Source organism: Nocardia amikacinitolerans NBRC 108937 (assembly GCF_001612615.1).
GTDB lineage: Bacteria > Actinomycetota > Actinomycetes > Mycobacteriales > Mycobacteriaceae > Nocardia > Nocardia amikacinitolerans.
In genome coordinates this window covers 49,850-76,493 of record NZ_BDAU01000011.1, presented here as the reverse complement: position 1 = coordinate 76,493, position 26,644 = coordinate 49,850, and the positions used below count along the sequence as shown (strand labels likewise).

At 68.2% G+C, this 26,644-nt stretch carries 7 protein-coding genes; 3 read left to right on the top strand and 4 right to left on the bottom strand.

All coding sequences use genetic code 11. The features are described 5' to 3' along the window. The first annotated feature begins 120 nt into the window (after window positions 1-120). Window positions 121-753, top strand: a complete 633-nt coding sequence (locus NAM01S_RS10560) for a hypothetical protein (protein WP_157107685.1) — start codon at window positions 121-123, stop codon at window positions 751-753. Here NAM01S_RS10560 and NAM01S_RS10555 read toward each other — a convergent pair. Further along, window positions 734-18,913: a non-ribosomal peptide synthetase gene (locus tag NAM01S_RS10555; protein WP_067783141.1), complete on the bottom strand. Its 18,180-nt coding sequence runs from the start codon at window positions 18,911-18,913 to the stop codon at window positions 734-736. The genes NAM01S_RS10560 and NAM01S_RS10555 overlap by 20 nt on opposite strands. Window positions 18,914-19,641: 728 nt before the next feature. Here NAM01S_RS10555 and NAM01S_RS10550 point away from each other — a divergent pair. Further along, window positions 19,642-21,477, top strand: coding sequence for an acyl-CoA dehydrogenase (locus tag NAM01S_RS10550; RefSeq protein ID WP_067783138.1), 1,836 nt, complete (start codon window positions 19,642-19,644; stop codon window positions 21,475-21,477). 109 nt (window positions 21,478-21,586) lie between these two features. On the opposite strand, the gene NAM01S_RS10545 is transcribed toward NAM01S_RS10550, so the two are convergent. Together NAM01S_RS10545 and NAM01S_RS10540 are read right to left on the bottom strand one after the other, a co-directional pair. Then, on the bottom strand, window positions 21,587-21,790 hold the full coding sequence (locus NAM01S_RS10545; protein WP_040741190.1) for a cold-shock protein: 204 nt from the start codon (window positions 21,788-21,790) through the stop codon (window positions 21,587-21,589). A gap of 157 nt (window positions 21,791-21,947) precedes the next feature. Further along, on the bottom strand, window positions 21,948-25,139 hold the full coding sequence (locus tag NAM01S_RS10540) for an ATP-binding protein (RefSeq protein ID WP_169810834.1): 3,192 nt from the start codon (window positions 25,137-25,139) through the stop codon (window positions 21,948-21,950). A 27-nt stretch (window positions 25,140-25,166) separates the two neighbouring features. Between NAM01S_RS10540 and NAM01S_RS10535 the strand changes: the two genes are divergently transcribed. Beyond that, window positions 25,167-25,871 (top strand): hypothetical protein, encoded by a 705-nt coding sequence (locus NAM01S_RS10535; RefSeq protein WP_067783135.1) that lies wholly within the window; start codon window positions 25,167-25,169, stop codon window positions 25,869-25,871. 2 nt (window positions 25,872-25,873) lie between these two features. On the opposite strand, the gene NAM01S_RS10530 is transcribed toward NAM01S_RS10535, so the two are convergent. Beyond that, window positions 25,874-26,548, bottom strand: a complete 675-nt coding sequence (locus NAM01S_RS10530; protein WP_067783134.1) for an ArsR/SmtB family transcription factor — start codon at window positions 26,546-26,548, stop codon at window positions 25,874-25,876. Window positions 26,549-26,644: the final 96 nt, after the last annotated feature.

The window sequence follows — 26,644 nt, the reverse complement described above, 5'->3', positions numbered from 1 at the left end:
TCCATAAGCGCTAAGAGGTAGACGTCCAGGAGGTGCGGAATGCCGGAAGCCGGTCGTCGGCGGTCACGTGCGATGGTGATCGCGAGCATGTTGCCGCTCGCGGTCCTACTCGGAACCGGAGTGGCCAACGCATCCCCGGATGCCACCGCCCAGACACCCGCCACGCCACCGACGCACCACGAGCCAGGGCGCGAACCCCTTCCGTCGCAGAGCTTGATCGTTCTGCTGACCCAGCCGCCCGCGGACACCGACCCGGCGACGGACACGCGCCGCGGCGATATCGGCACAGCGAATCCCCTCGCCGACAGCCGGACTCGAATCGAGACGATCGACGCACCGGACGCGCCTCCGGCCGTGAAAGAGGAGCAGCTCCAGGCGTTCTGCGCGCAAATCCCCGTCGATCCCCAACGGTGCACCGTCACCACCGTGGACGCCGGCGTCGGCGCGGCGATCGGAGCAGGCATCGCCGCGGGACTGTCCGCGCCCGTCGCGGTGGCCGCCGCGATGGCAGGCGCGGCCGCCGGGTTCATCGTCGGTATCCCGTTCCTGCCGACCGGCTTGGTCGTCGGCCCGCTCCTCGGCGCGGCCGTCGGCGCCACCGTCGTCGCCGTCCCCGCCGCCGTGCTCGGCGGGGCGCTCGGAGCGTCGATCGGGGCGCTGGTGGGAATCACCAAGCCCCTACCGCACGAGGGCAACCGAACCGAGGAATCCGACGCACCCACGAACGCGGACCTCACGCCAGTCGCGCGTTGAGGATCCGGGCGATCTGAGCCATCGCATCCGGTTCGGTCATCCCGAGGTGGGTCGCATCGATGTCGAACGCCGAGATCTGTCCCCGGACCACCCGCGTCCATCCCTCGTGACCCGCGGCGTCGGATCGCCTTTCCCGCGTCGCGGTGAAATAGAGCATGTCACTGTCCAAGACCGCGGGCCGCCACGCACTCACCGCTCGAATCGCCAGGTTGTAGGCATCGGTGAGGCGCTCGATCCGTGCGGCGTCGACACCGAGACCGCGCCCCAGGTGCCGTTCGATCAGATCGGCGGCCTCTTCGGCGGTCGCCTCGGCGCTCACGAAATCGACGCCGAGGACCGGACCTAGATTGCTGATCAGTTCGCCCGCGGTGACCGCGGGCAACGTCGGCTCCTCGACGCTATCCACCTCGGCGTCCAACAGGGCAAGCAGTGCGACATCTTCACCGGCGGCGCGCATCTCGACCGCGACGGCGTGGGCGATCACACCGCCCAGCGACCAGCCGAGAACGTGATAGGGGCCGTGCGGCTGCACCGCGCGAATCTCGTCGAAGTAGCGCCGGGCCATGTCCTCGATCGAGGTCGGGCCGGGGACCTCGCCGCCGATCTGCGGCGCCTGCAGGCCGTAGATCGGTCGGCCGTCCGCGAGATACCGGTCGAGTGTGCGGTAGCACCACGACAGGCCGGCCGCCGGGTGGATGCAGAACAGTGGCGGTCGCGCACCGTCGGTCCGGATCGGCAGCAGCACGTCGAATCCGTGATCGGTCCGCTCGACGGCGGGACCCGAGCGCATGCCGGATTCGATCCGCTTCGCCAGGTCGGCCGGGCAGGGATCCGACAACATCCAGGCGATCGGAACCTCGTAGTCGAGTTCTTTCCGCAACTCGTTCACCACCTGCACCGACTTCAGCGAGTTACCACCCAACGCGTAGAAGTCGTCGTCGGCACCCACCCGATCCGCGCCGAGTACCGCCGCGAAGGCACGGGCGACCGCCCCTTCCAGCGGCGACGAAGGCTCCCTGAACTCCCCTACCGCGAGCACCGGCTCCGCTAGCCGGGTGTGGTCGAGCTTGCCCGACGCGGTCAGTGGCACCGCGTCGATCACCATCATCGCGGTGGGCATCATGTAGTCCGGCAGTCTGGTCGCCGCGTGCGCCGAGACGGCCGCGGTGTCGACCGTGGCGCCCGCGACCGGAACCAGGTAGCCGACGAGGTGCTCCCCCACGCCCGCGGAGCGCACCGCGGCGATCGCACGGGCGATGCCGGGGTACTCGGCGAGTACCGCCTCGATCTCGCCGAGTTCGATGCGCAGCCCGCGCAGCTTCACCTGGAAATCGGTGCGGCCCAAGTATTCCAACTCGCCGGTGTGGCGGCGGCGCACCAAATCACCTGTGCGGTAGAGGCGACCGCCGTCACCGTACGGGTCGGCCACGAACCGTTCCGCGGTGAGGCCCGGTCGCGACCGATAACCGCGGGCGAGCTGCACGCCCGCCACATACAACTCCCCTGCGACACCGGGCGGTACCGGATGCAACCGGTGGTCGAGGACGTATGCCCGCGAGTTCCATACCGGTGTGCCGATCGGCATGTTCCCGCTGTCGGCTTCGGTCACCCGATGCGCGGTCGCGCACACGGCGAACTCGGTCGGACCGTACAGATTGTGCAGCGCGATCCCGGGCACCGTTCGCCGCACCGCGGCCACCACCTCGGCGCCGAATGCCTCACCGCCCACCATCAGCGTCCGCAGCGACTCCAGCGACCGCGCGGGCGCCGCGTCCGCGAATACCGCCAGCATCGACGGCACGAAGGCGGTGACCGTGACCCGCTGGGTGGCAATGGTTTCGGCGAGATAGTTGGGGTCGGCATGCCCGTCCGCTCGCGCGATCACCATGCGCGCTCCCACGGCCAACGGCGCGAACAGTTCCCACACCGACATGTCGAACGTGGCAGGGGACTTCTGCAACACCACGTCTTCCGGCGTCAGCGCACAGCGTCCGCTGAACCAGCGCACCTGGTTGACCACCGAACAATGCGATATGGCAACACCTTTCGGCCGCCCGGTCGACCCGGACGTGAACAGTACGTAGGCGACGTTGTCCGGTCGCAGCGGTGCGGGCCGATCCGCATCGGTGACCGGCGTATCCGCGAATTCGGACAGCTCCAGCCCATCGAGGGACGACAGCTCCAGCACCGGTGCCGCAATCGACAGCATGTACGCGATGCGGTCGGCGGGAAGATCCGGATCGACCGGCACGTACCCACCGCCCGCGGCGTGCACCGCGTACATGGCGGTGACCTGATCCAGGCAACGCCGCATCCGCAGCGCAACCAACGACTCCGGCCCCACGCCCCGGGAGATCAACCACCGCGCCAATCGGTATACGCGCGAGGCGAATTCCGCATAGGTCAGCGTCTCCTCGCCGAATACCACCGCGGGCCGATCCGCGTGCGCCCGCACGGAGCGGGCGAAAATCGAAGCCAGCGTCTCGCCGGGCGGCAGCGGATGTTCCGTCGAGTTCCACTGCGTCAGAACCTCTTCCCGTTCCTCGGCGCCGAGCAGATCCACCTCGTGCACCGGCTGCGCCGGATCGGTCGCCAGTGCGCCGAGCAATCGCAGCAGGCGATCCACGATCATGGTCACCGTCGTCGCGTCGAAGAGGTCGCTCGCGTAGGTCACCGCGCCGGTGACGCCCGCCGGGGCTCCGGTGGGGTCGTAGGAATCCGAGACCGCGATCTGCAGATCGAACAATGCGGTGTCGTTGTCGGCGGTCATGGCCGACGCGGACAGCCCCGGCAGTTCGAACTCGGCCCCACCGATGTTCTGGAACGCCAGCATCACTTGGAACAGCGGATGGTGGGCGTGTGACCGCACCGGGTTCAGCTCCTGCACCAGCCGCTCGAACGGAACATCGGCGTGCCCGAACGCGGCCAGATCGGTTCCGCGCACCTGCTCGAGCAGCTGGGTGAAGGTCATCCCCTCGGTCAACCGGGTCCGCAGCACCAGTGTGTTGACGAACATGCCGACCAGATCGTCGAGTTCCGGCTCGCCACGTCCCGCGTACGGTGTGCCGATGGCGATGTCGTCCGTATCGGCCAGCCGGGCCAACGTGGCCGCCAGGGCGGCGTGGAAGACCATGAACAGCGTCGTGTTGTGCGCCCGCGCGACCCGCTGCAATCCCGCGTGCAGATCGGCGCCGACGGCGATCGGTACGCTCGCGCCCGCATGGGTCTGCACGGGCGGACGCGGCCGGTCGGTCGGCAGCTCCAACAGAACCGGTAGGTCCGCCAATTCGACGGTCCAGTAGTCGATCTGGGCGCGCAGCAGCGAGTCGGGATCGTCTTCGGTCCCCAGCACGGCTCGCTGCCAGATCGCGTAGTCGGCGTATTGCACCGGAAGCGGCGGCAGGCTCGGCGTCTCCCCGGCCAGGCGGGACGCGTACGCGGTCATGGTGTCTCGGGCCAGCGGGGCGAGCGACGACCCGTCGCAGGAGATGTGGTGCACCACCACGGCCAGGACCCATTCGTTCGGCCCGAGCTCGAACAACCGGATCCGCACCGGCGTCTCGACCGTCAGATCGAACGCCGTCGAGACGAACGCCGACAAGGTTTCGGCCAGTTCATGTTCCGCGATCGGGATCGCGGTCACCGGTGCGATCGCCTCGACGGCGGGCAGGACGACCTGCGTCGGCTCGCCCTCGCCGTACGGGTACACGGTCCGCAGCACCTCGTGCCGGTTCAGCACATCCTCGACGGCCGCGCGCAGCGCGTCGAGATTCAGCTGACCGGACAGCCGCATCGCGATCGGAATGCTGTAGGCCGCCGAGCCGGGCTCGAGCTGGTTCAGGAACCACATGCGCTGCTGCGCGTAGGACAGCGGAATGGCCTGCGGCCGTTGCTGTGCGGTCAGCGCCACCCGACCCGTGTCGGCCCGCGATTCGGCGCACGCGGCCAACCGCGCGACCGTCGGCGCCTCGAAGATCATCGACGCCGGGATGGTCGCGTCGAGCGCGGCGCCGATCCGCGCGGCGACCCGGATGGCCACCAGGCTGTTGCCACCGAGTTCGAAGAAGTCGTCGTCGGCGCCCACCGGACCGTCGATGCCGAGAACGTCTGCGAAGACGCCCGCCACGATTTCCTGCACCGGTGTCGCCGGCGCCCGGAAGCGCTTGGCCTGGAGGACGGGCGCGGGCAGCGCCGCGCGGTCGAGTTTTCCATTCGGCGACAAGGGGATCGCGTCCAGGATCATCACCGCGGCGGGCACCAGGTACGACGGCAGCACCTCGGCCAGCGACGCCCGCAGCTGTTCACCCGACAGGCTCGCCCCGGCTTCGGGCACCGCGTAGGACGCCAGCAGCACCGGACCGTTGTCGTCCCGCCGCGCCACGGTGACCGCGTACGCCACCTCCGGCCGCGCGCTCAACACCGCGTCGATCTCGCCCAGCTCGACCCGATACCCGCGGATCTTCACCTGGGAATCGTTGCGCCCCAAGAACTCCAGCGCGCCGCCGGTATTCCAGCGCACCACATCGCCCGTGCGGTACATGCGACGTCCCGGTTCCCCGAACGGATGCGCGACGAACCGTGCCGAGCTCGCCGCCGCCCTGTTCAGGTATCCGCGCGCCAGCGCGGGGCCCGCCAGATACAGCTCTCCGGCCACCCCCACCGGCACCGGCTGCAACCGGGAATCCAGGACCAGCGCCTGTATTCCCGGCAGCGGCGTACCGATCGTCGGCCGGTCATCCGGTCCCAGCGCACCCGTCGCCGTGGCTGCGATCGTGGCCTCGGTCGGACCGTAGAGCACCTGGAACTTCCGCGCGCCCGCGAGATCGGTGCCCGCCCAACGGCTCACCAGTTCCGCGGGCACCTCCTCACCGCCGGACATCACCAGCCGCAAGTCGTCCAGCCCGGCCGGATCCACCGACGCGAGCGCGGCGGGGGTCAGGAACGCGTGGGTGACCCGCCGCACGCGCAGGAATTCGGCCAGCTCGCCGCCGCCGTAGATCCCGTTCGGCGCAACGACCAGTGCGGCGGCCCGGCTGACCGCGATCAGGATCTCCATCAGTGCGGCGTCGAACGACGGCGACGCGAAATGCAACACCCTGGACGTGTGTCGAAGCTCGCGGTCGGCGCGCCACACCGAGACCAAGTCGGCGATGCCGGAATGGGTCACGGCGACACCTTTGGGCACCCCGGTCGATCCGGAGGTGAAGATCACGTAGGCGACGTCGGCGGCCCGCAGCGGCCGCGCTCGCTCGCCATCGCCGATCGGACCGCTCGCCGACGCGTCGATCCACGCGGCGAGGGCCGGGTCGTCGAGCACGAGCCAGTCCACCGAATCGGGCACTTGGTTACGCGACGACGACACCGTAATGCCCAGCGTCGCACCGGAATCCGAGACCATCTGCTCGATCCGGCTCGCGGGATAGCCGGTGTCCACCGGTACGTACGCGGCACCCGTCTTGACCACGGCCCACCACGCGACGACGGATTCCATCGACCGCGCTGCCGCGACAAGCACCGGATGCTCGGGTCCTGCGCCACAGCCGATCAGGACCCTGGCCAGCCGACTGGACCGCTCGTCCAGCTCCGCGTACGACAACGTGGCATCCCCCGCGACAACGGCGATGCCGTCGCCGTTGTCGCGGACGGCCGAGGCGAGCACGTCCGGCAGCAATCCGGAGGACTCCGGCGCCGTCATGGTCCGTGTCCCCACCCGCGACGTGAGCGCCGCGCGCTCGTCGGCTTCCAGCCAGTCGATATCCCCGATCACCACGGCCGGATCGTCGGCGACGGCTTCCAGCACCCGCACCAACCGTCGGACGGTCGCCGCCGCGGTCGCCTCGTCGAACAGATCCCGCGCGTAGCTCAACGTTCCCGAGATGCCTTGCGCCACACCGGCACTACCGAACGAGTCGGACAACACCAGTTGCAGGTCGAACTGGGTCGCCCCGGTGTCCACATCCGTTCGCACGACCCGGACGCCGGGCAGCGCCAAATCGACCGTCGACACGTTCTGGAACGCCAGGACCACCTGGAACAACGGATGCCGCGCCGTCGATCGCTCCGGGCTCAACGCCTCCACGACCCGCTCGAACGGCACATCCGAGTGCTCGAACGCGAGCAGATCCGTCTCGCGAGCACGCATCAGCAAGTCGGTGAACGGCTCGCGCGTGTCCACCCGGGTCCGCAGTGCGAGGGTGTTCACGAACATCCCCACCAGATCGTCCAGCGCGGGCTCGCCGCGCCCCGCGACCGGGGTGCCGATGACGACATCGTCGCTGCCACCGAGCCGCCCCAATACCGTTGCCAGCGCGGCGTGCATGACCATGAACAGCGACGATCCCCGCGACCGTGCCAGCCCGAGCAGCCGCTCGTGCAGCCTCGCATCGATCCGCACCGGCACCCGGCCGCCCGCCAGCGACGCGACGGCCGGACGTGGTCGGTCCGTTGGGAGTTCCAACCGGTCCGGTGCGCCCGCGAGCGTGGAGCGCCAGAACTCCAGCTGCGCGGACATCAGCGACGCCGGATCGTCCTCGGCGCCGAGCAGCTGCCGTTGCCACCACGCGAAATCCGCGTACTGGACGGCGAGCGGCTGCCATTCCGGGGCGTGCCCGGCCAGTCGCGCGGCATACGCCGTCATCACATCACGCGCCAGCGGACCCATCGACTGACCGTCGCCCGCGATGTGATGGACGACCAGGACCAGCAGGAATTCCGTTGTGTCGCTGTCGAGCTCGAACAATGCCACGCGCATCGGCACGCGGGCGGTCACATCGAATCCGCGCCGGACGAATTCGCCGACCACCACCTGGACCGAATCCGCGGGCACCCGCATCGGCTCCATCGGCACCGCGGGCTCGTCGAGAACGACTTGCCTCGGCTCACCGGAGACTTCCGGATATATCGTCCGCAGGACCTCGTGACGCGCCATCACATCCGCGAGCGCGGCCGCGAGCGCCGCGGTGTCGAGCTGTCCCGACAGCCGCAGCATCACCGGAATGTTGTATGCGGCGGAGTCCGGCTCGAACCGGTTCAGGAACCACATCCGCTGCTGCGCCAGCGACAGCGGCACGGGGTCGGGACGTAAGCCGGGCAGCAGGGGCAACCGGCCCGCACCGCTGAGTGTCCCTGCGAGCGCGGCCAATTCGCCGACCGTCGGCGCCTCGAACACCGACCGCACCGGCACGCGCACGTCCAAGGCCGCACCGATGCGGGCCACCACCAGCGAGGCGCTGAGCGAATCGCCGCCGAGCGCGAAGAAGTCGTCGTCGGCTCCGACCCGGTCCACGTCGAGCACCTGCTCGAATGTTCGCGCGACCAACTCTTCCAACCCCGGCGACGGCGCCCGGTACTCGCGCGCGACGGCAGCCGGTTCGGGCAACCGGTCGCGATCCAGCTTCCCGTTGGCGGTCAGCGGCACCTCGTCCAGCACCACCACCGCGGACGGCACCATGTACCGGGGCAACGCCTCGGCCAGCGCCGCCCGCAACTGCTCGCCCGATACTGCCGCGCCGGTCGCGAGCACGACATAGGACACGAGCAGCGTCGGTCGCCTGTCGTCGCGGCGCGGCACGGTGACGGCGTACGCCATGTCCGCGCGCGCACCCAGCACCGCGTCGATCTCCCCCAGCTCGATCCTGGTGCCGCGCACCTTCACCTGAAAATCGTTGCGCCCCAGATATTCCAGCTCCCCCTCGGCGGTGCGGCGCACGATGTCACCGGTGGCGTACATGCGTTGCCCCGGTTCGCCGAACGGGCATGCGACGAATCGCGTCGCGGTCAATGCCATCCTGGCGACGTATCCGTCGGCGACGCCGGGGCCGAACAGGTACAGTTCGCCCGCGACACCGGGCGGCACGGGCCGCAACCAGGTATCCAGGACTATGGCCGCGACCGTGCCGACCGGCCTGCCGATCGTGATCGCGGCACCCGGTACCAATGCGTCGCCGGAGGTCGCCCAAATAGTGCATTCCGTCGGCCCGTAGACATTGACCATGGCGCGCTTCGGCGCCCACCGCTCGACCAGTTCCGGCCCGACCGGCTCACCGGCCGCCGCCAGCACGCGCAGCCCGTCGAGACCATCGGACGGGACTGTCGCCAGCGCGGACGGGGTCACTATCGCATGCGAAATGCCTTCGCGCCGCATCAGATTCGCCAGCTCGGGCCCGGCGTAGATATCGGCGGGCGAGATGACGAGCCGACCGCCCGATCCGTGCGCCATCAACAATTCGAAGATCGAGGCGTCGAAGCTGGGCGAGGCGACCTGCAGCACCACCGACGTCGGGTCGACGCCGAGCATTCGCCGCTGCGCCGCGACGATCTCGGTCAAGCCGCGATGGCTGACGAGAACGCCCTTGGGCGTTCCGGTCGACCCGGAGGTGTAGCTGACGTAGGCGGTCTGATCCCGCCGGATCGGCCCGCCGCGTTCGGCATCGGTGATCGGCGTGGCGGGGACCGAGTCCCAGGGGTCGTGCGTCTGCTCCGTGTCGAGGACCAGCCAGTCGACACCCTCGGGAAGACCGTTGCCGGTTGACGTATCGGTCAGTCCGACAACTGCTTTCGAGTCCGAGAGCAGAAACTCGATACGCTCCGCCGGCAGGATCGGATCGATCGGCAGGACGGCAGCGCCGGTCTTGGCGACGGCCCACAGGGCGACCGTCGCCGCGAGCGACCGCGGAAGCACCGAGGCGACGATCCGCCCCCGCCGGGCGCCGTGCTCCAGCAGGATCCGAGCCAGACGTGTGGATCGCTCGTCGAGCTGCCGGTAGGTCATGGCCGCCGCACCGCACCGCACGGCGATGGCGTCGGGTTCGGCGGCGGTGGACGCGGCGAGCATGCGGTCCAACGTCTCCGGAATCGCCTCTTCCGCAACGGAAACCGGCCACAACGGTGCCGATTCCTCGGCGAGCGGCAGCTCGCCGAGGCGAAGGTCCGGGTTCGCGGCGATCCGGCACAGCAGCTCGACGAAACGATCGAGGATGCGGCGCGCCGAGGCGGTGTCGAAGGCGCGCTCGTGGAATCGGAGGACGATCCGCAGACCCTGCGCCTCGCCGTCCTCGGACTGCTTCGGTTCCACGGCCAGGCTCAGCGGGTACGGTGTCGCGTCCACACCGCTGAGTTCGTCCACCCGCAGGCCCGCCGAATCGACGAGTTCCTGCAGCGCTGCCCGATCGATGGGGAACGACTGGAAGGTGATGACGGTGTCGAAGAGTTCGGGCAGGCTGACGCTGCGGTGAATCTCGGGCAGGCCGATATGGTGATGCTCCAGCATGCGGGCGTGCCGCGCCTGAATCCCGCTCAGCAATTCGCGCACCGTCACGCCGGGTTCGAGCGGGACTCGCACCGGAATCGTGGTCAGGAACATGCCGAGCGTCTGATCGACCAGCGGCAACTCGGGGGGCCGCCCGGACACCGCGGCGCCGAAGATCACATCGGTCTCACCGGTCGAGACGCGCAGATTCAGCGCCCATGCCGCGGCCACCGCCGTATTGATGGTGACGGCCGTCTCCGCCGCCACCCGACGAAGATCCGCGAAACGATCCGCCGTGAGTTCGGCCGTGACCTCGGCGGCGGAAACGGAACCCGCCGCGGCGGTTTCGCGGGACACCCGAGTGGGTCCCGTGACATCCGAAAACTCCTGCGCCCATACCGCTTTGGAGGCGGGGCTGTCCTGCCGAGCCAGCCAGGACAGATAGTCGCGGTAGGAGGGCGCGCGGTCGGCGGAGTCGATGTGTTCGGGAGATCCGTAGTAGTCGAGCAGTTCTCGCATCAGCAACGGCATCGACCAGCCGTCCAGGATCGCGTGGTGATTCGTGACGAGCAGGCGGAAGGAGCGTGCGTCGAGCCGGATCAGTGTCAAGCGTAGGAGCGGAGGAGCCGACAGGTCGAAGCCCGCCGCCGCGTCCGCCGCGGCGATCGCTTCCGGCGATCCGGCATCGCCACTATCGGTGAGATCGATTTCCCGGAACGGGATTTCGGCATGGTCCAGCACGATCTGGCACGGCCCGCTTGCCGTCTCCACGAAGGCGGCCCGAAGGATGTCGTGCCGGTCGACCACGGCCTGGGCGGCACGTCGCAGGCGCTCGCCGTCGACCGCGCCGGACAATCCGATCATCGTGTGGACGGTGTAGTTGTCCCCGGCCTCTGGGTCGAATGTCGAGTCGAAGTGCATCCCGTATTGCATGGGTGACAGCGGCCACACGTCGGACAGGCCGCGGTAGCGGCGTGCGAGCCGATCGAGGTCCTGTTCGGTCAGCGTGACCATCGGGTGCTCCGGCGTGCGATCCGCCGTCGCGCGTCGCGGTGGTTCCTCGATTGTCACCGGAGCCGCGACGTCGTCCGCCAGTGCGGCGAGGGCGGCAACCGTCTTGGCTTCGAACACCTCTCGCGGTGTGAGCGTGATCCCGGCCGACCTCGCCAGCGCCACCAGCCGCATCGACACGATGCTGTCACCGCCGAGCGCGAAGAAGTTGCTGTCGGCGGACACCGTGTCGAGGTGGAGCGCATCGGCGAACAGTTGCGCCACGACCTGCTCCGTGGGCGTCGACGGGGGCCTACCGCCCGCCACTTCGGCGGTGAAGGGGCGCTGCCGCAATGCTTTCCGATCGACCTTGCCGGTGGGCGTGCGCGGCATCTCGTCGAGCCGCACGATCGCCGCGGGATTCATGTAGCGGGGCAGCCTGGCCGCGAGATCGTCGGCGATCGCCGCCACATCCACCACGGAGCCCGGCGCTGCGACGACATAGGACACCAGAACCGGTTCGCCCGCGGGTCCTCGCACCGGGACGGTGGCGACGCTCGCCACGTCCGGGTGTCCGGCGATGTGGGCATCGATTTCCTCCGGCTCGATCCGCAGGCCGTGGATCTTGACCTGCTGATCGCAGCGGCCCAGGTATTCCAGTGCCAACCCGGCGGGTCCGCGCACCCAGCGCACGGAATCACCGGTGCGGTAGATCCGTTCGCCGCGGGTGGATCTCGGATCCGCGACGAAGCGCGACGCGGTCACGCCAGGTCGATCGATGTACCCGCGGGCGAGTCCTGCCCCGCCGATATAGAGTTCGCCCGCGACGCCGACGGGCACCGGTCGCAGCCACTCGTCGAGCACCATCGCGGACGCGCCGCGGATCGGTGCACCGATCGTCACCGCTTCGCCGGGTACGAGCGCGTCCGACCCCGTTGCCCAGATCGTGCACTCGGTCGGTCCGTAGTGATTCATCAGCCGTCGCCCAGCGGCCCACCGGTGCACGGTGTCCGGACCGCTCGCTTCGCCGACGACCGCGAGCGTTGTCAACGAAGGGGTCCGGGAAGGATCCATCGTGTTCAGCACGGACGGGGTGAGGATCGCGTGCGAAACCCGCTGGGACCGAATGAGTTCCGTGAGGTCGGTGCCGCCGTACACCTCCGGCGGCGCCACCACCAGACAGGCGCCACTGCCGTGCGCCAACAGCAATTCCGACAGGCAGGCGTCGAATCCCGGCGACGCGACCTGCAACACCCGCGAATCCTTGTCCACACCGAAGGCTTCGGCGTGCGCCGCGACCAGATCGGCGAGACCTCGATGGCCGATTTGGACCGCTTTCGGTGTGCCGGTCGATCCGGACGTATAGATCACGTATGCCGCGTTGTCGGCGGACAACCGGTCGGTCCAGGCCGGATGGGGTAGATCGTCGTGAGCGTCCGAAGCCGAAGCGTCCAGCAGCAACCAGTCGACAGCATCCGGAAGCCGCTGTGCCACAACGCTGGTGGTAACACCGAGACGTGCACGCGAATCGGACAACAACTCCCCGATCCGCGCGGCGGGATTGTCGGGATCCAACGGCAGGAAGGCCGCGCCGGTCTTCGCCACCGCCCAGATCGCGACGACCAGTTCGGCCGAACGGGGCACGGCCACCGCGACGATCGACTCGGCGCGCGCACCGTGGCCCGCAAGCAGACGAGCGAACGCGTCGGCGCGACGCTCCAGCTCGCGATAGGTCCACGCGGTGTCACCGCACCGGACAGCCACGGCATCCGGGTGCCTCCGCGCGGTCCCCCACAGAATGTCGCGCAGCACGTGCGGCGCGGCCGAATCCTCGCCGCGTACCGTAAGCAGCTCCGCGCGTTCGGATTCCCGGCAGGGGGAGATCGCGATGACCTTCCGGCCGGGATCCGTGACGACCTGCCTGAGCAGCAGCTCGAACCGTTCGAGCAGAGTGCGGGCGTCGTCCGCATCGAATCGATCGGTGGCGAATTTCAGTGTCACCGTGTAAGTGCCGGGCTCGTCGGCGACCGATCGTCCGTCGCGGCCAGAACGCGGCGGGGTCACCTGCAAACTCAGCGGATACGGCGTCGCGTCGTGCGCGTCGATCTCGACCAGCCGCAATCCGGCGGCGGAAAGATTGCGTGCCAGCAGTTCTCGGCCGAGTGGATAGGACTCGAGTACGGTCGCGGTGTCGAACATGTCGGTGATACCGACGGCCCGTTGCAGCTCCGCCAGACCGATGTGCTGATGATCCAACATCGCGGCCTGCTCGGATTGCACCCGGACGAGCAGGTCACCAACGGTTTCGCCGGGCACAAGCCGGACCCGGACGGGCAGCGTGTTGACCAGGAGACCGACCATCCGCTCGATGTCCGGAAGCTGCGGCGGGCGCTGCGACATCGTATTGCCGAACACCACGTCCGACCGCCCGGTCATGGCGGCCACCAGCCATGCCCACGCCACCTGCAGGGCCGTGTTGGCGGTGACGCCGTGCGAGCGGCCCAGCTCGAGAAGCGCGGCGGTGGTCGCGGCGTCCAGGTTCAGGCCGACTTCACCCGCGTCCGCGGTGGCGGTCCGATCCGGCCCGCCCGCGACCCGCGTCGGACCATCGATTCCAGCGAGCGTCTCCCGCCATGCGGCGATCGCGGCGGCGCGATCCCGAGTTTGCAACCACCGCAGATACTCTCGGTACGAACGCGGGGGCGCGAGTTCGGCGGTATCGCCATCGGTGGCGTACAACGCGAGCAACTCGTGGATCAGCAGGGGCATCGACCAGCCGTCCAGAACCAGATGATGGTTGGTGACCAGCAACTGGAACATCTCGGCGCCGGTACGCACGAGATGGAAACGCACCAGCGGCGGGCGGGCCGGGTCGAACGGACCCGCAGCCGCCGTCGCTAGTCGCCGAAGTGCCTCCGTCTGCTCGGCGGTATCGCTGATGTTCGACTCGCTCCACTCGACGCGGGTGTCGCGCAACACGATCTGCCGTGGCCCCTCGGCACTCTCGACGAACGCGGTCCGCAGGCTGTCGTGGCGGTCGATGAGCAGCTGCGCGGCTCGCCGCATCCGCTCCCCATCCACCGGCCCGGCGAAGGTGAGCGCCGCCTGGACGATGTAGCCGTCGTCGCCGTGCCGGTCGTAGATCGTGTGGAAAAGCAATCCGGACTGCAGGGCGGTGAGCGGCCACACTTCGGTCATCGACGGGTATTCCCGTAGCCAGCAGTCGATTTCGTGCTGCGACACGGTGGTGAGCGGGAAGTCGGAGGGTGTGAATCCGGGTGTGGTGTCGGACCGGACGTGCTCGGCCAGCGCCGCCAGTGCTCGCGCCCACAGCCCGGCGAGTTCGTCGACCTCGTCGCCACTCAACACCTGGGAGGCGAACTGCCAGGTCGCGTCGAGGTCGAGTCCGTCGCTGCCTTCCTCGGCGATGGCGTTGATGTCGAGCACGGCGGCCATCGCCATCGCCGGATCGCTCGTCGCGGTCAGCGCGGTGAATTCGGTGGTGGGCGCCCACGGCCCCGAGTGTTCACCGGCGCCCACCCGCCCGAGATAGTTGAAGCTGATCTGGGGTTCGGGCAGCTCTCCGAGCTCGGCACTCCCCTGGGAATCCAGACAGCGCAGCATCTGATAGCCGATGCCGTTGTCGGGCACCGCACGCAGCTGCTCCTTCACCTGCTTGATCGCGCGTCCCGCGCTCGGCCCGCCGGCCAGCGCATCATCGAGATCGATGTTGTCCCAGTGGATCCGGACGGGGAAACGGGTGGTGAACCAGCCCACGGTGGCGCTGAGATCCGCGCCGGGCACGGCTCGCTCCTCCCGGCCGTGCCCCTCGAGCGAGATCAACTCTCCGGCGGCCGCCGCCGAACCGCGCCTGCGCCGCCACTCACCCAGTGCCAGTACCAGGGCAGCGAGCAGCGGTTCGTTGGCACTGCAGTGGAAGCGGTCCGGAATGGTGGTGAGCACCGCCTCGGCGATCGCCGCCGGGATGCGCTGACGGACCCGGCCCGCCGTGGCCCCGACGTCACGATCCGGAAGCAGACCGCGCGATCCGAGGAGCGGATCGCCGCCCGCGAGTATGTCTTTCCACAGTTGGAGCTCCGACCGCCTTCCGGGCGCCTGCACGACAAGGCCGTGCACCCAGCGCCGGAACGACGTGGCAGCCGGGCCGAAATGCGATGCGCTGCTAGAGATTTGCGTCCAGGCCTGAGCGAGGTCGGCGAGGATGATGCGCCAGGACACCGCGTCGACGGCGAGATGGTGGATCACCAGCCACATCAGGTCCGGTCCGGTCCGATTGCGATCCTGAATCCAGACGGCCTGCACGAGAACACCGCTGCCCGGGTCCAAGCGATCCGCGGCCTTCTGCAGGTGGCGGTCGACCTCGGCGGCGTCGCGTCGATCCAGCCGAACGTCGATGAGCGCGGCGTCCGGGTCGACGGCCTCCCGATCGAGCACCTCGAGGTACCGGTCGACCGAATCGCCGCCGCGCAGCACCGCGCGCAACATGTCGTGGCGGTCCAGCAGAGATCCCACTACGCGCACGAGACCGGCTCGATCGACCCCCTCGGGCAGCTGGACGAGCACGGCCTGCGCGAACCGGTCGTAGTGACCACGATCGAGCATGGCGCGCATGATCGGCGACAGCGGCATCGGTCCCACGCCCGCACCGGGCAACTCGGCCAACTCGCGGGTGTCGACGGCTTCCGTCGCCGTGGCAGCCAGGCCGGCAACGGTCTTGTGCACGAACACATCTTGGGTGGAGAAACTCAGGCCCTCGGCCTTGGCCCGCGCCACCAGACGGATCGACAGAATGCTGTCGCCGCCGAGCGCGAAGAAGCTGTCGTCCGCCCCGACCCGCGGCACGCCGAGCACCTCGGCGAACAGCCTCGCGACGGTTTTCTCCCGAGCCGTGGCCGGCGCCCGGCCGACCGGCGCGGTCCCGAATTCGGGCTGCGGCAACGCGCGGCGATCGACCTTGCCGAAAGCGTTCGTCGGGAGAGCGTCCAACGCGAGGATCACGGCCGGGACCATATGCGGCGGTAGCGAATCGCGGGCGAAGCGCTGAAGTTCGAGCGGATCGAGGCGACGGCCGCCGACCGGAACGACATAGGAAGCCAGCACGGTCGTGCCGACGTTGTTCGACACCGGCACCGTGACGGCGAGATCCACGTCCTCGTGTGTGGTGAGCGCGGCGTCGATCTCACTCGGCTCGATCCGGTATCCACGAATCTTGATCTGAAAGTCGCTGCGCCCCAGCAATTCCAGCGTCATCTCGGCGTCGTCGCCGATCCAGCGGGCGATATCGCCGGTGCGGTACATCCGTTCGCCCGCATCGCCGGACGGATCGGCGACGAACCGGGCGGCCGTTTCGACGGGCAGCCTGCTGTATCCGCGCGCCAATCCCGGTCCGGCGAGGTACAACTCGCCCGCGGTGCCCTTGGGTACCGGCTGCAGCGTTCGATCAAGCACCGCCGCCGAAACACCACGAATGGGGCGACCGACCGTGTGGGCGCGGCCGGGTCCGAGTACGGCGCCGACGGCCGTCACGGTGGTTTCGGTGGGACCGTATTCGTTGTACATGGACACCGAAGGGGTCCACCGCTCGATGACGTGCGGCGGACATACATCGCCACCGACCACCACCACTCGCAAGTCGGTCAACGGCTGGGGGTCCACGGTCGCCAGCATCGTCGGGGTCAGCGTCAGGTGGGTCACCCGCTCGTCGGCGAGCAGCCGCGTGAGCGGCGCACCGCCGGTCACCTCGGGCGGCACGATCACCAACGTGGATCCGCTCGCGAAGCAGATCAGAAACTGCTCCAGCGACGCGTCGAAACTGGGCGAGAGTGCGTAGGACACACGGGATGTCGGGTCGATGCCATACGTGGCGGCGCGGTCGGTGACGAGATTCGCGAGGCCGGTGTGGGTGACCTGGACGCCCTTCGGCTGTCCGGTGGATCCCGAGGTATAGGTGATATAGGCGACGTTGGACGGCCGTAGTGGGCGGAGACGGTCGTCGTCGGAGATCGGCTTGTCCGCAGCGTCGCATGCCCTCGGCGTCGCGGGGTCGTCGAGAACCACACGATGTATCTCGCGCGGGAGCCGCCCGCGCAGGGCATCGACCGTGATCGCCACTCTCGCACCGCTGTCGGCGATGATGTGGTCTGTCCGCTTCGGCGGATACTCGGGGTCCAATTGGACGAACGCCGCACCGCATTTCGCGATCGCCCACGTCGCCACGACCGATTCGACCGAGCGGGGCAACATGATCGCCACCGCCGTCTCCGGTCCACAACCCAGAGTCGTCAGATGCCGGGCCAATCGGGAGGATCTGCTGTCCAGCTCGCCATATGTCATGGTCTGCCCGCCCGAGGCGATCGCGCAGGCATCGCGATTCCGGCTCGCGCTCTCGCTCAGAATCTCTGGAAGCAGCCGTGTTTCGACCCCGCCGGGACCCCGCACCGGTAGCAGCGCGGACCGTTCCTGCGCTTCCAGCAGCGGCAGACTACTGATCGGACATCCCGCTCCCCCGGCCAGGAACTCGTGCAGAAACATGAGGAACCGGCGATGGTGACCCGAGAGTTCCTCGAGGCTATAGGCATTCGGATTGCCCTGGAAGTCGATATGCGTACTGTCTTTACCCGCGCCCGGATAGATATTGACGAAAAGGTCGGCGGTCGGGCCCGAAGTCAGAACATGCAGGCGGCCGGTCGTGTCGCCGAGCACGACCTCGTTCTCGACCATCATGAGGTTCACGGCGGGCCCGAAGGATGCCGCTTCGTCGCGCGCGATCCCCATATCGCGGAATATGTCCTCTTGGCGATAACGTTGCCGCCGAAGCGCACTCGTCAACTCGCTCAGCACAGCGGCGATCAGCTCACCCACGCTGCGGCCCGCGACCCGCACGCGCAGCGGGACGACATTCGCCACCATTCCCCCGGAACGGCGCAGCACGGCGGAGTGCCTACCCGAAACCGGAAGGCTCAGTAAGACTTCGTCGCTCCCGGTCATCCGCGCGAGATAAGCGGCGAACGCCGCGACAATGGTCGGTGTCACACTCGGTCCGTGCCCGTGCACGACGCTTTCCAGCAGATGCGCTGTGGCCTCCGGTAATTCGGTGCTCACCAGCGTCGGATGAATCGTGGCCTTGCCCGTGCGACTGGACAGGCCGACGACGGGAGGAGCGCCCGCCAAATGCTCCGACCAGTATCTGCGGTCGTTCTCGAAACGCTCCGAGCCCCGATACGCCAGGTCCTGCTCTACGACGACCGCCAAGTCCTGCGCCGCGCACGGCGGTGCTTCCTCGGACCTCACCCACGCGTTGTACAGCTCGGTGATCCGGTGCAGCATGGATACCGCGGCGAATCCGTCCAGCGCGATATGGTGCGCCCGCTGATACCAGAGGAAATGATTCGCGCCGACCTGGAAGACAATGCACACCATCAGGTCGTCATGCAGCAGGTCCAGCGGTGCGGAATAGTCCTGAACCATGATTTCGTGCGCGGTCGCAACCGGATCCGCGTGCCGGCGCAAGTCCACGACCGACACCCGACCGCCGCGTTCCTCGTCGATGAACTGACGCGGCTCTCCATCGACCTCGATCAGGCGCATATGCCCGGAGCCGAACTCACGACCGGCGGTTCGGCACGCCTCGGCGAGCAATTCCGCGTCCAGCTCGCCTGCGATCTCGACGTATTGGGCCACGGATATCGGCGACGATTCCGCTAGGTGCTGGGCGAACCAGATTCCCCGCTGGGCCGCGGTCAGTGGAAGGATGTCGGGCGACGGATGCCGCGCGGGTCCATTGCCGTTGGCGTGCGCCCCGGAATCCTCCCCCGAATCCGGGTCCTCGGAAGAACGGAATGAGCTGATATCCGACCGTTTCGAACTGTCCCGACTGTCATCGATGCCACGCTTTCGGCCCATTTCGACCTCCGACGATATCGTTCATTTCAGGAGCTCAGTTGTATTGCCGTAAGGTTGCCTATATCGGATTGTTAGAAGTTTGCAACATGGTTACGACAACCGGAATGCATGCTCAGGAAAATCATGGCGATCGGCACCCGATCGCCGACAGCGTCTCACCGGCCGGACGTCTCCGTCATCCGCCCCATTGTCAGGTCACCTGCGGCCAGCGGCCCAGGACTGAGGTCACAGTTTTGGATACGATACAGCGTCTCGCAGCAAATATAGCGCAGGATCTTGCCACAAGGTCAATACGACCGTAACCTGGCACGAAGTGTCCCCCGACCCACCGATGAACGGCCGGTCGGAGAAGATAGCAATAGGCTGGCTAACGCCTGTCATGATCGGACATGGCTACGCTGAGCCCCGCGCTCTCCCCTGCGCGGCGCCGATACATCTCGCGGTGAATTCGCAACCGCCCACCACTTCGTTCGCCACAGTCCGACGCCGGTACTCGCGGCGGCAGATGATGGGTCCTCGTGCGGCACGGCCGTATACATCGACCCCCGTTCCGAACACCGAGAGGTACTCCTTTGGTTCGCGTAGCGGTTACAAGTGATGCTCCTTAATAGCCAATCACTTACGACTGCCTCGCGAGGTTCCCGCCTGCCAGAATTCGGCTGGGCGTGATCACATGCGCCCAGCACATCTCGGTAACAAGACCGAGGATCGTCGGAAGGGCAGGGCCGGTGGGGCACTACAAGAGCAATATCAGGGACCTGGAGTTCAACCTCTTCGAGGTATTCGGCCTCGCCGAGATTCTGCGCACCGGAGCCTTCGGCGACCTGGACGGCGAGACCGCGCGGACGATGCTGACCGAAGCCGCGCGGCTCGCCGAAGGGCCGGTCGCCGATTCCTTCGCCGAGACCGACCGCAATCCGCCGGTCTTCGATCCGGCGACCCATTCGGTGCGATTGCCCGACGCGTTCAAGCGGTCGGTGCGCGCCTGGTACGACGGCGAGTGGTGGCGCGTCGGCAAAGCCGAGGAGCTCGGCGGCGTTCCCGCCCCGCGCATGTTGAGTTGGGCCATCAGCGAATTCGTGCTCGGCGCGCAGCCTGCCGCGTTCATGTACGCGGCCGGACCCAACATGGCCGACATCATCGACGGCATCGGCACCGAAGAACAACGCCGTTGGGCCGCGCTTGCGGTACAACGAAATTGGGGCGCCACCATGGTGCTGACCGAACCCGACGCCGGATCCGACGTCGGCGCGGGCCGCACCAAAGCGATCCGGCAAGAGGACGGCTCCTGGCACATCGAGGGCGTCAAGCGCTTCATCACCTCCGCCGACTCCGACGACCTGTTCGAGAACATCGTCCATCAGGTGCTGGCACGCCCCGAGGGCGCCGATCCCGGTACCAGGGGGTTGAGCCTGTTCCTCGTGCCGAAGTACCTCTTCGATTTCCAGACAGGGCAACCCGGGGAACGCAACGGTGTGTTCGTCACCAACGTCGAGCACAAGATGGGCCTCAAAGCTTCCGCCACTTGCGAATTGACCTTCGGCGGTCACGGCATCCCGGCGAAAGGCTGGCTGGTCGGCGAGGTGCACAACGGCATCGCGCAGATGTTCGAGGTCATCGAGCAGGCACGGATGATGGTGGGCACCAAGGCCATCGCGACCCTGTCGACGGGGTATCTCAATGCGCTGGAATACGCCAAGCAGCGCGTGCAGGGCAGCGATCTCACCGAGATGGCGAACAAGACCGCGCCGAGGGTGACCATCGCCCACCATCCCGACGTGCGCCGCTCCCTGATGACGCAGAAGGCCTATGCCGAGGGACTGCGCTCGATCTATCTGTTCACCGCGGCTCACCAGGATCCCGTTGTCGCCCAGCATGTCTCCGGCGCGGATGCCGAGCTCGCCGCACGGGTCAACGATCTACTGCTGCCGATCGTCAAAGGCGTCGGCTCCGAGCGCGCCTACCAATGCCTCACCGAATCGCTGCAGACCTTCGGCGGCTCCGGCTTCCTCCAGGACTACCCGATCGAGCAGTACATCCGCGACGCCAAGATCGACTCGCTCTACGAGGGCACCACCGCCATCCAGGCGCAGGACTTCTTCTTCCGCAAGATCGCCCGCGACCGCGGCGTCGCACTGGCCCATATCGCCGGAAAGGTCAGGGAGACAGCGGAATCCACCGTCGACCACGACCGCATGAAGGCCGAGAAGATTTTGCTCGCCACCGCCCTGGGTGACGTGCAGGCCATGGCGGGCCGACTCACCCAGCACCTGCTCGACGCGCAGGAGAACCCGACCGAGCTGTACAAGATCGGCCTGGAATCCGTGCGCTTCCTCCTCGCCGTCGGCGACCTGCTGGTCGGATGGCGGCTGCTCGTCGGTGCCGAGATCGCCGTCACGGTGCTGGATTCCGGCAACGGCGGCGCCGACCGCGCCTTCTACGAAGGCAAGATGGCGGTCGCGTCCTTCTTCGCGAAGACAGTACTGCCGCGACTGAGCGCTGATCGAGCTGTCCTGTCGGAGATCGATACCGCGATCATGGAACTCGACGAAGCCGCCTTCTGAGGTGTCGCACTCCAAACCCGAAGCCCCGGTGGAACATTGCGGACGTTCTCACTGCCGGGAAAAGCAGAGCCCCGCATCCCGAAGGATGCGGGGCTCGTCTTCACGTCGCTCAGATCGCGCGAACGTCCTGCGCCTGCGGGCCCTTCTGGCCCTGACCGATCTCGAATTCCACGCGCTGTCCTTCTTCCAGGGACTTGAATCCCGAGCCGGACACGGCGGAGTAATGAACGAAGACGTCGGCGCCGCCACCGTCTTGTGCGATGAAGCCGAAGCCCTTCTCGCTGTTAAACCACTTCACACTGCCTTGAGCCATCTGCTTACTTCATCTTTTCTGTAGATGAGCCGAGCGAATCACGACGATAAGCCCGATCTCACTCGTCTACCCTCTCATGGATCTGTGGTTTTCCCGCCATGAATACCACGACGTGTGAGCTAACCGACAACGATGGCCCGGCCGCTCTCCGTTCGGCTCAGGCGAACGGCCACTGGATCAAGCGGTCTGCGGCGCGTGATTCGTAGGGCCGCGCGCCGAGCAGGCGCGCCCGGTGCCGCGCGGCGACGACCTCCTCGCGCGCGCCGGGAAGTCCGAGGATTCCGCGGGCGGTGCCGCGGTAGAGCCCGGACGGCCCGAGGCACACCAGCCCCGGCCACTGCACGAGCAATGTCTCGCCCCACCCCTGGGTGAACGGTTCGAGTTCGGCGGTGAGCTCGACCACCCGGTCGCGCTGTCGCGGCGCCCGCCGACCGACGGTGAGCAGCGCTTCGACCAGCAATGGCACCCGCACGACCAGGCGCGGGCCGTGCAGTCTCCCTGGCAGGGCGATGATCGACTCGATCGTCGCCAGCGCGCGCTCGTGGTCATCGATCTCCGCCGCCGCCATCGCGACCACGAGCGCGAAATCCTCGTCGAAATCCTGCGCCATACGGTCCACTTCGGCGAGTACCTCGCCGAGCCGTCCGCGATGCCACAGCTCGATCGAATTGCTGGTCAGCACCGAGACTTCGGCGAGCAGCCGGGCATGATCGTCGACCGCGCCGAGATCGTCGGCGAAGCGTGTCATCAGCGCCTGCGACTCCAGGTAGTCGCCACGCAGCACGGCCAGCATCACCTGCCACCACAGCTGGGTGGCCGCGAGGTCGATGTCGTCGGCGGAGGCGAGCCGGGCGAACTCGGCCGACAGTCGGCGGACCAGCCGCATATCGCCCGCTTCCAGGGCGCAGACGCGGCGTAGGTGGACCGCCGTCGCCCGCGCCGTTCGGTCGTGGCCTGCGAGTTCCTCCAGTTCCTCGGCGATCTTGCGCCGCTCGGCGACGGTTGTGGGACCCCAGGTGCACAGGAACTCGGCAAGCAGTACCTGGGGCCAGGATCCGCCTCCGGGTGCGCTGCGCGCCCGTGCCTCGGACAGTGCGTCGAAATCCCCTGGCAGACCGTGGATCGCGCGGTCCGCGGCCTCGATCGCTTCCGCCTCGGCGACCAACTCGGCGTCGAGCTCGAGGCGATGCGCGAGTGCCTGTGCCCGCAGCGCCGACGAACCCGCGTGCACCACACCGTATCCGGAGAAGTAGCCTGCTACGCCACGCGGTGCGGCCAGGAGCGCGGTCCGCGCCAGACCGGACCAGTCGCCGCGTTCGGCGCAGCGTCGACCGGCGCGGTCGAAGGATTCGGCGGCCGCGTCGTAGTGGCCGAGGCGGTGATGCGCCTGTCCCGCGAGCCGATCCAATTCGATCAGCAGCTCCGCGTCACCGGGATCGGCGTGCCGGAGCCCGCGCGCGGCGAGTTCGGCGCACTCGGTGGGCGCGTCCCGCCGCAGCGCGTCTTGCGCCGCGACCGAACAGGCCTGCGCGGCAGCGGAATCCAGCGAATCGAGAGCCGCCGCACTGCGATGCCGTGCCTGCGCAGTGAGCGCTCCCGGTCGTAGCTCGGCCAGCGCGTCCGCGATTCGCTTGTGCAACAGGGCCATCCGCACTTCACCGATGGTGGCGAGCACCGCATCGCGCGTGAGTTCGTGTTCGAAGGCGACTGCGCCGTCTTCGAGCGAGACGACCCGCGCGGCGACGAGTTCACCGATCCGATCGTCGAACCGTGGTGCGCCGTCGGCGGCGGCGACCAGTCCGATCGACGCGCGCGTACCGATCACGGCCAGCACCTCGGCGAGCGCTCGCGCCGACGGGGAAACAGCGGACAGCTTCGCCGTCGTGATCTCGGTGGCCGAGCCCCTGACGTCCAGGGAGCCGCCCGCACGGACGAGATCGCACAGTTGCGCCGCGACGAACGGGCTCCCGGCGCTCGACTCGATGATCCGGGCGCCCACCTCCGGATCGATCGAACCGAGCTCGGCGCGCACCAACTCCTCCACGGCCGCGGCGGACAGCGGCGGCAGGTCCACCACGACATAGGCGCCCGCGGACTGGAGCAGGCCCACCTCCGCCGGAAGCGGCTCCGGACGAACCGTGAGAAACAGCAGGACGGGATGGGCACGCAGCACCCGCATGGCCGCCGCGATCATCCGAAGCGAATCAGGATCGGCCCACTGCACGTCATCGATGACCGCGACCACATGTCCGGTCTCCCGCGCGACGTCGGCGAACAACGCGGCGAGCGCACGCGGTGTCGGGATGTCCGGCACGGCGCGTCCGGACAGCGCGGCCTGATCCAGCCACGGCATCAGTGTCGCCAACGCCGAGGCGCCGGTCCCACTGATTCCCGCGGTGAAGAAGGCCGCGTCGCCGTGGCGGCGCACGGCGTCCTCGACGACGGCCGTCTTGCCGATGCCGGGTGCGCCGCGCACCGTCACGACGGTCAGTCCCTGCCGGGACCGGTTCCGCGCACGATGCAAGACAGCGGCGACGTCGTCGCGTCCCACGAGCGCAGGGCGTTCCGCCGGGGGCTTTGCCGGATTGCGGATCTCGTTCTCGACCCGGACGGTGTCGGGCGCGGGATCGAGCCCGAAATCCTCCCGCAGCGAGCGCCGCAATCGAACGAGAACGTCGAGGGCCTCCGAGACACGTCCGCAGTCGCGCAGCGCCAGCGCCAGCAGTCGTGCCGTGCCTTCCCGCTCCGGATGCCGCTCGCATTCGTCGGTGAGCAGAGTGACCGCGTGCCGGGCACGGCCGAGCACGATCAGTCCCTCGGCGCACATCTCGACGAGTTCCGATCGCAGCTCGGCAAGACGCGCCCGTTCGGGAGCGAGTTCGGCGATGTCGTCGACATCGCAGAGTGCCTCGCCGCGCCACAGGCGCAAGGCACGTTCGAGTAGATCGACGGTCCGGCCGACATCACCGTCGGCGTGTGCCGCGCGGGCGTCCCTGGACAGCACGTCGAGCAGGTCGAGGTCGGTGCCGGATCCGCCGCACCGCAGCACGTAACCGTTCGGGCCGGTCTCGATCCGGAAGTCCGGAAGCGGCCGCAGCGTTCTGCGCAATCGTGAGACGTAGCCCTGCAGCGTGACGAGGGCGCTCTCCGGAGGCCTGCCCCGCCAGAGCAATTCGCAAAGGTACGGCGCGCTGCGGGCGGTCCGCTCGGCCGCGAGGATGACCAAGAGCTCGGCGTGTTTGCGCGCCGGGATGGTGAGGCGGGCGCCGTCCGAGGTGCGCACTTCCAGGGGCCCGAGCACCGAGATGGCCGGGCGGTCGTCGTCGGACCCGCCGCGCACCAGCGTCACACCAGCGCCCTCGTCGACCCTTGGCTCATGACACACACGCAAGCACTCCTACCAACCCCGACCACCGGTGACACCCGGACCATCGGCCCTTCTCGCGAGACTGTACTGCGGATGTGCGGCGCCGCACTGGCCATCGCGGGCACCCTGTGCATCGCGGGCGGCACGCTACATCCGATCGTCGCGGGCAAGAGCCATTCGGTCGAGGCGCTCACCAGCCCCGGCGCACCGCTCGCGCAGATCCTGCTCGGCATCGGAACCGTCCTGCTGATCCTCGGACTGCCCGGGATGTACGCGTGGATGCGGCCGCGACTCGGCACGGCCGGATTCGTCGGCCTGATCTGCTACCTGCTCGCCAACGTCGTCACCGCGGGCGGTCATCTCGTCGTCGAACTGTTCGTCGCCTACCCGTTCGCCAACGACCCCGCCACCGCGCAGCTGATCGCGGGCAACGACAACATGATCGACACCACCGCGTTCCAATTGTTCAACATCATCGGCGCCCTCGCCCTGCTCGCCGGGCTGGGGTTGATGGGTGCGAGCATGCTGCGCAACAACACCGTGCCCCGCTGGATCGCGGTGCTCACCCTGGTCGCCGGTCTCGGCTTCTTCCTCCCCGTTCCGCCCACCCAAGGCCTGACCGGATTCCTCTACGAGGCGCCGCGCGGCATCGTCGTCGCCGCCATCGGCGTGCTGATGCTGCGTTGGCCGGGCGGGTTGCGGCGGTGGATTTAGTGCTACCGCGCCGCCGTCGTGGCCTTCTCGACCGGGAGTCCGGCCAACGTCCATTCCAGCATTCCCTCGTCGAAACGTTTGACCTCCCGCCCGGACTGCTGGGCGATGCGGATCGCGTCGGGCGCCATCACGCAGTACGCGCCGCGGCAGTAGGCGACGATGTCCCGGTCGGCGGGCAGCTCGGCGAGCCGGGTGGCGAGTTCGGCGAGCGGAATGCTGATGGCGCCGGGGATGTGCCCGGCGTCGTACTCCTCGCGGGGGCGGACGTCGACGAGGACGATCTCCCCGGCGTCGCGGCGGCGGACGAGTTCGTCGCGGGTGATCGCGTCCTCGGGAGAGCCGAGAGCGGTGGCCGCCGCGACGGCGACGTCGGCCAGGTGCGCTTCGGCGACGCTCTGCACGAGCGCGAACAAGCGAGCGACGTCGGTTCCGGCGAGCCGGTAGTGCTGGCGGGTTCCGTCGCGTCGCGCCTCGACCAGGCCGCCGGCTTTGAGCGTCTGCAGGTTCGCCGAAGCGGTGGTCAGGTTCATGCCGGTCGCTGTGGCGATCGCCTCGACCGTGCGCTCGCCTTGGGCGAGCAGATCGAGGATCTGTAGCCTGCGACCGTTGCCAAGGGCCTTGCCGACACGGGCGACCTGGTCGAACAGGGCGGCCTTGGGGCCGGAGGACTCGCTCACGCTTGCTTCTCCAATATTCTTTGGAATATCTTATTCCACAGTTCCTTGGAACAGCAAGGAACATGGCGATTGTATTCGCCACCGCTTGCTGACCAG